General features: G+C 48.6%; 10 protein-coding genes. 9 read left to right on the top strand and 1 reads right to left on the bottom strand.

The window, feature by feature from the left end; translation table 11 throughout:
• The first annotated feature begins 101 nt into the window (after positions 1-101).
• The 6 genes from rfbB to K4A83_RS03245 all read left to right on the top strand — a co-directional run bounded on the left by rfbB (position 102) and on the right by K4A83_RS03245 (position 8,706).
• Positions 102-1,145, top strand: coding sequence for a dTDP-glucose 4,6-dehydratase (gene rfbB / locus K4A83_RS03270; RefSeq protein ID WP_265262972.1), 1,044 nt, complete (start codon positions 102-104; stop codon positions 1,143-1,145).
• Positions 1,146-1,321: 176 nt separating this feature from the next.
• Positions 1,322-2,293: a glutathione synthase gene (gshB, locus tag K4A83_RS03265; protein ID WP_265262971.1), complete on the top strand. Its 972-nt coding sequence runs from the start codon at positions 1,322-1,324 to the stop codon at positions 2,291-2,293.
• Positions 2,294-2,421: 128 nt separating this feature from the next.
• Positions 2,422-4,440 carry an adenylate/guanylate cyclase domain-containing protein gene (locus K4A83_RS03260; RefSeq protein WP_265262970.1) on the top strand — a complete coding sequence of 673 codons (2,019 nt, stop codon included), beginning with the start codon at positions 2,422-2,424 and terminating at the stop codon, positions 4,438-4,440.
• 96 nt (positions 4,441-4,536) lie between these two features.
• The gene (gene aroC, locus K4A83_RS03255) at positions 4,537-5,631 is read left to right on the top strand and encodes a chorismate synthase (protein WP_265262968.1); all 1,095 of its coding nucleotides are present in this window, start codon (positions 4,537-4,539) and stop codon (positions 5,629-5,631) included.
• 7 nt (positions 5,632-5,638) lie between these two features.
• Positions 5,639-6,520 (top strand): MBL fold metallo-hydrolase, encoded by an 882-nt coding sequence (locus K4A83_RS03250; protein WP_407809801.1) that lies wholly within the window; start codon positions 5,639-5,641, stop codon positions 6,518-6,520.
• 128 nt (positions 6,521-6,648) lie between these two features.
• Positions 6,649-8,706 carry a pentapeptide repeat-containing protein gene (locus K4A83_RS03245; protein WP_265262966.1) on the top strand — a complete coding sequence of 686 codons (2,058 nt, stop codon included), beginning with the start codon at positions 6,649-6,651 and terminating at the stop codon, positions 8,704-8,706.
• 88 nt (positions 8,707-8,794) lie between these two features.
• Here the strand turns inward: K4A83_RS03245 and lpxD are convergent, their stop codons facing one another.
• Positions 8,795-9,829: a UDP-3-O-(3-hydroxymyristoyl)glucosamine N-acyltransferase gene (gene lpxD, locus K4A83_RS03240; RefSeq protein ID WP_265262965.1), complete on the bottom strand. Its 1,035-nt coding sequence runs from the start codon at positions 9,827-9,829 to the stop codon at positions 8,795-8,797.
• Between the two features lie 387 nt (positions 9,830-10,216).
• On the opposite strand from lpxD, the gene K4A83_RS03235 reads away from it, so the two are divergent.
• The 3 genes from K4A83_RS03235 to K4A83_RS22970 all read left to right on the top strand — a co-directional run.
• Complete coding sequence (locus tag K4A83_RS03235) at positions 10,217-10,792, top strand: TerD family protein (RefSeq protein WP_265262964.1); 576 nt, start codon at positions 10,217-10,219, stop codon at positions 10,790-10,792.
• Between the two features lie 104 nt (positions 10,793-10,896).
• On the top strand, positions 10,897-11,502 hold the full coding sequence (locus K4A83_RS03230) for a TerD family protein (RefSeq protein ID WP_265262963.1): 606 nt from the start codon (positions 10,897-10,899) through the stop codon (positions 11,500-11,502).
• Between the two features lie 345 nt (positions 11,503-11,847).
• On the top strand, positions 11,848-12,044 hold a 197-nt coding region (locus K4A83_RS22970), incomplete at its 3' end, for a helix-turn-helix domain-containing protein (protein ID WP_407809800.1).

Below are 12,044 nucleotides of genomic sequence, written 5' to 3'. Positions count from 1 at the left end.
GTTTTCAATCAGTTCTAGTTTAGCGAGAAATGGGGCATCCATTGGCTGGGAAGAATACAGTCCCCCCTAAACTAGGGAATTGATAATTGATAATTGACAATATGACTCGTACTATTCTGATTACTGGCGGGGCTGGTTTTATTGGTTCCAACTTCGTTCATCATTGGTGTAAAACTTATCCGGGCGATCGCGTGATTGTTCTCGATGCCCTGACCTATGCTGGAAACCTAGATAATCTCAAGGATCTCAACGCCCACCCTAACTATAGATTTGTGGAGGGGAATATTGGCGATCGCCCCCTCCTTGACCACCTCCTCGCCAGCGAACAAATCGACACCCTCGCCCATCTCGCCGCCGAATCCCATGTAGACCGTTCCATCTTGGCCCCCGATACCTTCATTCAAACCAACATCAACGGCACATTTACCCTCCTTGAAGCCTTCCGCCATCACTGGGTCACACAAAACACCCCCACCCACTACCGTTTCCTCCACGTCTCCACAGACGAGGTTTATGGCAGTTTAGACCACGATGACCCCCCCTTTAGTGAAACCACCCCCTACGCCCCCAACAGCCCCTATTCCGCCTCAAAAGCAGGCAGTGATCACCTTGTTCGAGCCTATTACCACACCTATCAACTCCCCACCTTAATCACCAACTGTTCCAACAATTACGGCCCCTATCAGTTCCCCGAAAAACTCATTCCCCTGATCTGTCTCAACATCCTCCTCGGGAAACCCCTACCCATCTATGGTGATGGTCAAAATGTCCGCGACTGGCTGTATGTATTGGATCACTGTAGCGCTCTCGACCGGGTGATTCACCAAGGAACACCCGGCGAAACCTACAATATTGGCGGCAACAATGAAGTGAAAAATTTGGATTTAGTTCAAATGATCTGTCAAATCATGGACGAACTCGCCCCCAGTCTGCCCGTGCGTCCCTCCCAGCAACTGATCACCTTTGTCAAAGATCGCCCCGGCCATGATCGTCGCTACGCCATCAACGCCCACAAAATCGCTAGCCAACTCCATTGGACTCCTTCCGTCACCCTTGAGGAAGGTTTACGCGCCACCGTGGAATGGTATTTAGACCATCCCCACTGGTGGCAACCGCTTGGGGCTTATATAGGGCTTGCTGAATAACTTGGGGAGCAGGGGAGAGGGTGTCGGAAATAATTGTCAATTATCAATTGTCAATTATCAATTCCCTGCTCCCTTTGCTTTCCCTTGTGGATTACAAAACTCAAATGGAAACGCTATATCGACATTTGAGCTAAAATAGGGACAAAAGCCTCTCATCCCCCCTTCCTGACACTCCTATGAAATTCGTCTTTATTATTGACCCCATTGCTCAACTAGACCCGGGTCACGATACCAGCGTAGCTCTGATGGAAGCGGCTCAAATGTTGGGACATGAAGTTTATATAACCGAAGTTCAACAGTTGAGCGTGGTGGAAGGCCAAGCTTGGGCGTTATTGTCCCCCGTTTCCCTCACTCCCGTTGAATTAGTCGGAGAGCGCTGGCTTGCGCCTAAATCTTGGTATGAAAAGGGGCCTGGAACTTGGCAGCCTCTCACCACGATGGATGGGGTTTTAATGCGCAAAGATCCCCCGGTGACGGTGCCTTATCTCTACACTACTCAAATTTTAGATTTAATTGATCCGACGAAAACACTGGTTCTCAACAACCCCCGAGGTCTACAGGCGGCCAATGAGAAACTTTACGCTTTGAACTTTCCCACTGTGATTCCCGAAACGATTGTCAGTCAAGCCAAAAGCGTGATCTTAGACTTTGTAGCTCAAAAAGGGGCGGCGGTGCTGAAACCTTTGGGGGGTAAAGGGGGGGAGGGAATTTTGTTCTTGGAAGCAGGCGATCGCAATCTCAATTCCCTGATTGAAGTTAGCACCAAATGGGGTCAAGAACCCGTCATGGTGCAGCAGTACCTCCCAGCTGCCAGTGAAGGGGACAAACGGATTATTTTACTCGACGGCCAACCCATTGGAGCCGTCAATCGCATCCCCACGGGGCAAGAATTTAGGGGCAATATGGCCGTCGGGGGACGAGTGGCGAAAGCCGAGATTACTGAGCGAGATCGGGAGATTTGCGCGACCGTTGCCCCCTCCCTCAAAGCCGATGGTTTATACTTTGTGGGACTAGATGTCATTGGTGGCTACCTAACAGAAGTGAACGTCACCAGTCCCACCGGAGTTCGAGAAATTGACCGTTTAGATGGGGTATCTTTAGGAAAACAAGTGATCACTTGGTTAGTTGAGCAATGTCAATCTGACTAATGAGGCCCTCCCACACCGAAGAAAGATCAACTGGTAGAGTTTTTACATCTCCTTCTCCTCAATGCTAAACAGCAACCCGTCCATTGCGATGGCTTCGGGAAAAATAAGCGACAATAGGAACAGCTTCAATGGGAAACAGCCTGAGTGGGGAGGAGATAAGAGTGAGTCGCGATCGCGCAGCGTCTCGGAACGAGAATCGCCCAGTGTCTCGGAACGAGAATCGCCCGGGGAAACCCGCCTATCAGGCAAAAACTGTATCAGGACAGCGCCGAGACTCTTTGAGTCAACAGATCACTCGACGGGTGATTCTCCTGAGCTTAACCGCGTTACTGGGACTGCTCACGGCCATGTCTTTGGGCTTAACTACCAGTGTAGAACGGGTCAAACGCAAACTAGACCGCGCTGGAGCCCAAGTGGCCCGCAATGTGGATTTAGCCCTCCTAGACATTAAAAGTGATTTAGTAGCCACCAGTGCCTCCCTCGCCGTCAGCAACAACCGGGATCAAATCATCCGGACTATGTTGCAACGCAATCCTGAATTTTTCGCCATTTGGCTGACTGCCCCAGATGGCACGATTCTTGAATACCATCATCAAGACGCAAGAATTCACCCCTTGACCCGCTATGAAAACCTAGAAATCAACTCCCATAAAGGCGTTCAACTGAGTCCCATTCAATTTGCAGAGGACTCCCCCTATGTTTATTTAAGTACAGATGTTCGAGGAGCGACCCAAGAACCCCTCGGCACTCTCACCGTGCGCGTAGACTTAATGGCTCTGTGGATATTAACTGGACACATTCGACCCAGTGAGGCCGGGTATGTCTATCTCACCGATGAAGACGGGCAAATCATCGCCGTTGCAGAGCGACGCTCCCAAAAACCCAACGTCTATTTAAAGGACATTGTGGGGCGTTCTCCCCTTGAGATGAGTCGTTCTGGCTTTAATGGCTATCGGGGCTTAATTGGCCGCATTGTGGTGGGTTCTGTGCAACGTTTAGAAGTGGTACCCTGGTTTGTGGTGGTGGAACAACCAGCCGGAGAATTTGCCACGGCTTTGTTATTAGTCACGATTCTCTGGCTGTTAGTGTTGCTAGCCGTCTTGGGGGTGGTTTTTGATATTCTGGCTTTTACCAAACGGCGCATTGTTTTTTCCCTTTCTATGCTTCAGGAAACCGTGCGGCGCTTGGGTCAGGGGGAATGGGATTCTCCAGTGGCGATCGCCAATCGCGATGAACTCGGAGAACTCGCCCAACTCCTGCAACAAATGTCCCACCAATTACAGGAATCTTTTGTGCAGTTAGAGGCTAGTAATAGCCAGATGCGCCAACTCAACGCAGCCTATGAACGCTTTGTGCCGAACCAGTTTTTACGCTTCCTCGAAAAAGACAGCATCATTGACGTGGAATTAGGGGATGCCGTAGAAAAAGAAATGTCCATACTCTTTGCAGATATCCGCAACTTCACCACCTTTAGTGAGCAAATGACCCCCGCCGATAACTTTAAATTTCTTAATGCTTATTTATTTCGCATGGAGCCGGCGATTACCCAAAATGGTGGATTTATTGATAAGTATATTGGGGATGAAATTATGGCGCTTTTTAGTGGCAGTGCCGATGATGCAGTACAAGCGGGTGTGTCTATGTTAAAACGTCTAGCTGCTTATAATCAATATCGTTGCCAACGGGAACGAACCCCTATTAGTATTGGCATTGGTATTAATACAGGTCATTTAATGTTAGGCACCGTTGGGGGTAAACGACACATGGATGGCACGGTCGTGAGTGATACGGTGAATTTAGCCTCTCGTTTAGAACGTCTTACCCGTTTATATCGTGTTTCTTTATTGATTTCCCATCAAACCTTTTTAAAACTCTCCCATCGTTCAGAATATGGCATCCGATTAATTGATCGGGTGATTGTTAAAGGCAAATCAGAACAGGTTTCAGTGTTTGAAGTCTTTGATGCCGATCCCCCGGAATTATATAAGGGAAAACAGAAAACTAAAACTCGTTTTGAGCAAGCGTTACTCTGTTATTATATGGGAGATTTAGCCGAGGCTATTCAGCTATTTGCTCAATGTTTAAGCCTTAATCCTCAAGATTCAGTGGCACAAATTTACTTAGAACGTTGTCGTGATGAGCTTTGATTAGCCTCGGCTTTTTGGTGGACATAGCTCCTCCCCCGCTCATTGCCCCTAGAACACTGTTACAATACAAGACGGTCAACGCCAAAATAGAAGCTTATGGGCAGTACATTCGGACATCTCTTTCGCATTACGACTTTTGGAGAATCCCACGGGGGAGGGGTTGGCGTTGTGATTGATGGCTGTCCCCCCCGCTTGGAGATATCCCGAGACGAAATCCAGTTTGAACTCGACCGCAGACGACCGGGACAAAGTAAGATTACCACTCCCCGGAAAGAGGCGGATCAATGTGAGATTTTATCGGGGGTGTTTGCAGGGAAAACCCTAGGGACTCCGATTGCCATTTTAGTCCGCAATCAAGACCCTCGCCCGGCAGACTATCAGGAAATGGAAACCACCTATCGCCCTTCCCATGCTGATGCGACCTATGACGCGAAATATGGGATTCGCAATTGGCAAGGAGGGGGGCGTTCTTCGGCCCGGGAAACTATTGGACGGGTGGCGGCAGGTGCGATCGCCAAAAAAATCCTCTACCAAGTCGCTGGGGTGGAAATTGTCGCCTATGTCAAGCGCATTAAAGACCTAGAGGCGGTCGTTGATAGTAACACCGTCACCCTCAAACAGGTGGAAAATAATATTGTGCGCTGTCCCGATGAAGAATGTGCCGAACGGATGATTGACTTGATTGATCAGGCCAAGCGCGATCGCAATTCCCTCGGAGGGGTAGTGGAATGTGTAGCCCGTCACGTCCCCCGGGGCCTCGGTGAACCCGTATTTGATAAACTAGAGGCCGACCTCGCTAAAGCCATTATGTCCCTTCCCGCGACCAAAGGTTTTGAAATTGGCTCCGGTTTTGCCGGGGTGTTACTCACCGGAAAAGAACACAACGACGAGTTCTATATTGATCAACAAGGAGCCACACGCACCGTCACCAACCGTTCTGGTGGGATTCAAGGAGGGATTAGTAACGGTGAAAATATCATTCTCCGAGCGGCATTTAAACCAACTGCTACAATAGGTCAAGCCCAGAAAACGGTGACCAACACTGGGGAAGAAACCACCTTAGCCGCTAGGGGGCGACATGACCCTTGTGTTTTGCCTAGAGCCGTGCCTATGGTAGAAGCAATGGTTGCCCTCGTGTTATGTGACCACCTGCTGCGTCATCAGGGTCAATGTGCCACACTCACGCCTTGAATGTCCCATGAAAAATAACTCATCTTCTGGATTTTTTGTAAGATTTTGGGGGGTCCGAGGCAGTGTCCCCTCACCAGGCCCCGAAACCGTCCGCTATGGCGGGAATACCTCCTGCGTTTCCATGGAAATTGGGGATCGACAACTGATTTTTGATGGGGGGACTGGGTTACGTCTTTTAGGGAAACATCTTTATGATTTATACCATGAGCAACCCCTAGAAGCCTGTATGTTTTTTACCCATTACCATTGGGATCATATCCAAGGGTTGCCTTTTTTCTTGCCCCAATTTACCGCCGAAGATTGCTTTTATATTCATGGACAAGTTCCCCAAGAAGGGGAAATTATGAAAATGGAGCGGCATTTCCGAGATCGGGTATTACATATAAACTCCCCGGTTCCGGTGGCCGATATTCAAGCCCAATTAACCTATCACGATATTGTCTGTGGGGAAACCTTTAATCTCGATGACATTGTGATTGAAACTAAGCCCTTAAACCATCCTAATGGGGCGATGGGCTATCGCGTCTCTTGGGGCGGTCATACGGCCGTTTATTGTACCGATACGGAACATTTTCCTGATCGGTTGGATGAGAATGTGCTGCACTTGGCACGGGATGCCGATGTGTTTATTTATGATGCGATGTACACCGATGAAGAGTATCACAATCCCAAGTCTCCCAAGGTGGGCTGGGGCCATTCCACTTGGCAAGAAGGGGTAAAAGCGGCTAAAGCAGCCGGGGTAAAACAGTTAGTCGTGTTCCATCACGAACCGAATCACAGTGATGATTTTCTCGATCAGGTGGCTGAGGAAGTTAAAGAAGCGATGCCCGGTAGTGTATTGGCGAAGGAAGGGATGAAACTTTGTGTGATTTCAAAAGAGGTGAAATAATAGTGAATCGTCCAGAGTGGGCTGTTGAGGTTAAGGGTGAATCATTGATGATTGACTGTTAGATGATTGACTGTTAATAGTTCACTGTTGATAATATTTCCAGCCGTTCAAACCTTAGTCCCTCTATCATGTCCACCGATTTCTCCGGTCAAAATCTATGCGGTGCTTCCTTCCAAAATCAAGATTTACGCGGGGCAGATTTTAGCCGTGCAGATGTACGCAGTGCAGACTTTCGGGGAGCCAATTTAGCGGAAGCCAATTTTAGTTACGCTCGCACAGGATTACAAGGGCGTTGGGTGTTGACGTTGATTGGGGGCTGTTGTCTGTTGTCGGGATCTTGCGCCCTCATTTCGGCTTTTATGGGCAGTATTGTATTTAATGTGCTGCAAAATCTCCACCCGGGGGATATTTTAATTGGGCTGGTGGAGGTGGTGGTTTTAGGGATTTTCTACGGGATGACGGCGCGCCAAGGGTTGCCCAAGGCGACGGGGGCGCTGGTGGCGATGGGTTTCTGGGTGGTGATTTTGGTCTGGGCGACAGCCTACGCGGGGGCTGGGGCGGGGTCGAATCCGATTATTATGGCGGTTATTATGGGGGTGGCCTTAGCCATTGGGGTGGGGACAACTTTGGGGGTGGCGGTGTCGGCGGCTTTGGCTATGGCGGTGGCCGGTTTTGGGGCGGTGGCGGCGACAGAATTGTTGGCGCTGCTGGGTACGATTCCGGGGGCAATGGCGGGGGCCAATGTGCAAATCGGGATGATTCCTCTGCCGGGCAATGAGGTGAAATTGCTCTCTCTGATTTGGGCTGGGGTGGGGGCAATGGTGGGAACTTATGTGGGTTGGCAGGCGTTGTCTGGCGATCGCAAACAAGCTTTTATTTATAACCTCGCTATTGCCCTAGCAGCGATTAAAGGCACGAATTTCCAAGGGGCGAACCTCTCCTATGTCAACTTTTACCAAGCGGAATTAAAGGGGGTAGACCTCCGTCGGGCGATTCTCACCCGGACTCAATGGTTCCGTCTCAAACGTTATAGCCTTGTGCGCACTGGGGACACTTATTTACAAGATGCCCAGATTCGTCGCTTACTTATCACAGGTCAGGGTGCAAGTCAAGTATTTAGGCACAAAAATTTACAAGGAGTTTATTTAGAGGGGGCAAATTTAGCCCAAGCGGACTTTACAGGGGCGGTGTTGAGTTATGCCAACTTGGTGAATACGGACTTAACGGGAGCGATTTTCAAGCAGACTCAACTCGATGGGGCGGACTTAACGCGGGCTTCTCTGACGGGGGCTTATTTGGAGGATTGGGGTGTGACCAATACCACCCGCTTAGATTTTATAGACTGTCAGTATGTGTTTCTCCACGTTCCTACCCCAGATCAGCCCAATCCGCGCCGGAAACCGGATAATTACCGGGAAACCTTTGCACCGGGGGACTTTGTGGAGTTTATTAAGCCCATTTCCCACACCTTAGACTTGTACCATACTCAGGGGGTGGATCCTCGTTCCATTGCGATCGCCTACAAGAAACTAGAGGAATTGTATCCCGAAGCCCGTCTAGAATTGGTCGCCCTAGAAAAACGGGGGCAGAACCTGTTATTGCGGGTGAAAACCGCCGAAGTGGTAGATCATTCCCTGTTGAGTGCGGAATATTTCCACACTTACAACCAGTTCAAATTCATGCCCGACAGTAGTATTGGCTTATCGGGGATTTTAGAAGGCGATCGCGTCCGTAACCTCGAAACCATGATTATCACCGCCCTCACCCGTCCCCCCAGTCCCCGAAATAGTGATCCTTGGGCTGTCTTTGGCAGCGAAAAACCCACCCCCGCCCCCCCCGAAACCCTTCTCACCCGCACCCAGCACCTAACCCACCATGCCATCATTGGCCTCCAAGCCACCAACACCCCTAAAGCCCTTAAACTCGCCGAATTTCTCCAACAATTACAAAACATCTTAGTCGCCACCTCAGAATTGAGCGAAGACGATCAGATCACCGCCCTCGAACAAATTCGCATCCTCGCCGAAGTGGGGTTAGAGAATCCCGACAGTAGCCACCGTAAAGCTGCTAAAACCGCTCTCCATCTCCTCAAAGGGAGTTTAATTGATTTATCCACCCCGGGACCGTTAATGGATGCCTCGGAAATCCTGCCTAAGATTGCCAGGTTACTGGGTCTTGAACTGTGATCAACGCCTAAGGGCGATCTATTGATAATTGCTTCCCCTCTCCCCCTCTCCCGATTGGGCGCTAAAGCGCAACTACGAACCCGACTCCCTATCCTCGCTTTAAACGCCGTAAAGTCTTGTACATTTCTGGTAAGTGCTGATAGACGGCACTGGCCTTGAGGAAGACTTTATGAGGTAAGGCCGGGATGCCTGTGACAATTTCCCCGGCCTTGATGTTGTTATGAATACCCGCTTTGGCAGTGGCGATCGCACCATCTCCAATTACGGCCTCGTTGGCAATTCCCACCTGACCCGCCAAAATTACCCCATTCCCCACTTTCACCCCTCCAGCCATGCCTGCTTGTGACGCAATCACCGTATTGGTGCCTATTTTGCAACCGTGGCCAATTTGTACGAGGTTGTCGAGTTTGGTATTGCGACCAATGCGAGTTTCTCCCACGGCCGGACGATCTACGGTGCTATTACTCCCCACTTCTACCCCGTCTTCCAAGACCACTCGCCCCGATTGTTCCATTTTGACCCATCCTTGGGCGGAGGGAACAAAGCCAAACCCTTCCCCCCCAATGACGGCCCCACTGTGAATCATACAATTCGCCCCGATTTGGGTTCGTTCGTGGATCGTAGCGTTAGCATGGATCGTGGTGTTTTCCCCAATCTCCACATCGGGATAAATCACCACGTTGGGATGAAGACAAGCGCGATCGCCAATTTTTGCCCCCTCACCAATCACAACATGACTGCCAATATAGACAGACTCTCCGAACACCACGCTGGGATGAATCACCGCTGTGGGGTCAATTGCGGGTTTCGGTCGGTAGGGTTGATAAAATAGTGCGATCGCCCGAGCAAACAATAAACGGGGTTCAGGAGTGGCTAACCAAGCAATCCCCCGTTGTGTGGCTTCGGCTTGGAATGCCGGATCTGGAGGCAAAATAAGGCTATTCGCCGCCGTTTGACTAATCCACTGGGCATATTTTGCTCCCTCCACATAACTTAGGGATTCCGGCGTTGCCTCATATACGGCACAGACGGCTTGAATCTCCGGGTTGAGATCCGGTTGCTGGGCTAAACTGGTTTGACTGGGGTCTACACCTAAGTGGGTAATTAATTGCTGAAATTCCATGGAGGATTAGTTAGGGAATAGGAAATCGGGAATTCCGGTTTGAGTGAAGTGAACTACCAACACTGAATGAAAAATGACAGTCTTGGCTTCCTACCCAAAGAGATGCTTTTTACTTTTCCCAGTAACGAGTCTTACTCTCTGGCGATAGGCTTTGCCCCACGTCCCGTAGGTCATTGACAGAGTACCATCAAATTCTCTTTATCTGCAATGTCGGGTGAAGAAGAGAATATTCTGTTGCTTCATCCAGTGATGCCAGACTCAGAATTTGAGGGCTACAATGAGGATGGGAGTCGAAGCGGCTCCCTTGTGACCATTCAGACCTTAATTTGTTTACAATTTGTCTACAATTTCGTTAAATTTCATTCTTTCACATTCACTCCAGATAAAATGTCAATCTCACTCAAAAAAGGCCAACGAGTCTCCCTCGAAAAAATTGCCCCCGGTTTAATTGCTGTCTTTGTCGGTTTAGGCTGGGACGTAAAACGTACCGATACAGGGAAAAGTTTTGACCTTGATGCTTCTGTCTTCCTGTTAGGCTCTAATGAAAAACTCCTCTCTGACCAACATTTCATTTTTTACAATAACCTGACCAGTCCCGATCCAGATCAGTCGGTTAAACACATGGGAGATAACCTCACTGGAGCCGGAGAAGGAGACGATGAAGCCATTATTGTTGACCTGCGCAAAGTTCCCCCCGAAGTCGCAAAAATTGTCTTTACTATTACCATTTATGAGGCAGAAGAAAGGGGGCAAAATTTCGGTCAAGTTGAAAATGGTTTTGTTCGTTTAGTGGATGTGCAAACTAAGCAAGAAATTTTGCGTTACGACCTCTCAGAAGACTATTCCATTGAGACAGCCATGATTATGGGTGAATTGTACTTAAAGGACGGAGAATGGCGCATGAGTGCTATCGGAGAAGGCTATCAAGGAGGATTACAAGCTTTACTCGATCGTTATAATTAACCCAATTAACCTAGCCCTGAAGAGATTATATTAGGGGGAATCCATGAATTCCCCCTAGGATATGATTTAAAGCAGACATTACGTCCCAAAAGGATATTACCAATATGGCGATTAATTTACAGAAAGGACAACGGATTTCTTTAACCAAAGAATCCCCCGGTTTAACCCAAGTGATGTGTGGTTTAGGTTGGGATGTTCAACAAGGGGGTGGGTTATTCGGCCTCTTCAAAAATACACCTGATTTTGATTTAGATGCCTCAATCATTTGCTTATCACAAGGGGATCGTTTTGTCAACAAACAAGATTTAGTTTATTATGCCAATCTGCGTCATGCTTCTGGTGCGATTGTTCATTTAGGAGATAATTTGACGGGGGAAGGACAGGGAGATGATGAACAAATTTTGGTTAATTTAGCGAAGATTCCCAATTCAATTGTCAAGCTAGTTTTTACGGTGAATATTTATAAATGTCGGGAAAGAAAGCAGGATTTTGGGCAAGTTAAGAATGCTTTTGTCCGGTTGGTGAACTCAAAAAATCAGCAAGAAGTGGCGCGTTATAATCTCTCAGGTTCTGAGTATCAAGGGATGACGGGGTTGATTTTGGCGGAGTTGGAACGACGAGAACAAGATTGGGGAATGACGGCAGTTGGCAAAGGGATTAATGTGGATGGTTTAGGGGAATTGGTGGCTCTTTATCAACGTTCTCGTTGAAGGTAGTCTTCATTGTCTTAGTTGATCATCCCAATACCGATGATTGATGCTTATTCCCAACTCCCCTGCTCCCCACTGATTCTAAGCGTGGCGGTTAATCTCCGCTTGCAGCCATTCATCTACAGGCTGACCATCCTTGCGTTTTAGCTCAATTTCTACCTCAATCACTTGACCAGACCCCGGTGGTGCGGGATATTGGTGGAAGATTACCGATCATGTTTTCTTGAAAGCCCCGATACTTTAGGACGGGGATGAAAAGAAAAACAGTATGTAACCCGCGAAGCGTCAACACTTAATGAGCCTTGCCAGTTTTATTAAGTGTGTTATAATGGGAGCATGATAACGATGACCTACGATTTCAAACTCAAGCCTAAAAAGTCTCAAGTCCAAAGGATTGAGATGCACCTTGAAACGTGCCGACAAGTTTATAACTATGCACTTCGAGAAAGGAAGGATTGGGTGAACAGTCGCAAGTCGTCTATCAATGCTTGTTCAATTCATTCTGAATACATAATCAGTCCAAACACTCCTAGACCGACCTA

Origin of the sequence: Spirulina subsalsa FACHB-351, from assembly GCF_026130165.1 — a bacterium.
GTDB classification, from domain to species: Bacteria; Cyanobacteriota; Cyanobacteriia; order Cyanobacteriales; family Spirulinaceae; genus Spirulina_A; species Spirulina_A subsalsa_A.
This window is presented reverse-complemented; position numbering and strand designations above follow the sequence as displayed.

Coding starts and splice junctions, on each gene's coding strand:
- gshB (WP_265262971.1), top strand. CDS start 1,322: ATGAAATTCGTCTTTATTATTGACCCCATTGCTCAACTAGACCCGGGT.
- K4A83_RS03245 (WP_265262966.1), top strand. CDS start 6,649: ATGTCCACCGATTTCTCCGGTCAAAATCTATGCGGTGCTTCCTTCCAA.
- aroC (WP_265262968.1), top strand. CDS start 4,537: ATGGGCAGTACATTCGGACATCTCTTTCGCATTACGACTTTTGGAGAA.
- lpxD (WP_265262965.1), bottom strand. CDS start 9,829: ATGGAATTTCAGCAATTAATTACCCACTTAGGTGTAGACCCCAGTCAA.
- K4A83_RS03235 (WP_265262964.1), top strand. CDS start 10,217: ATGTCAATCTCACTCAAAAAAGGCCAACGAGTCTCCCTCGAAAAAATT.
- rfbB (WP_265262972.1), top strand. CDS start 102: ATGACTCGTACTATTCTGATTACTGGCGGGGCTGGTTTTATTGGTTCC.
- K4A83_RS03230 (WP_265262963.1), top strand. CDS start 10,897: ATGGCGATTAATTTACAGAAAGGACAACGGATTTCTTTAACCAAAGAA.
- K4A83_RS03250 (WP_407809801.1), top strand. CDS start 5,639: ATGAAAAATAACTCATCTTCTGGATTTTTTGTAAGATTTTGGGGGGTC.
- K4A83_RS03260 (WP_265262970.1), top strand. CDS start 2,422: ATGGGAAACAGCCTGAGTGGGGAGGAGATAAGAGTGAGTCGCGATCGC.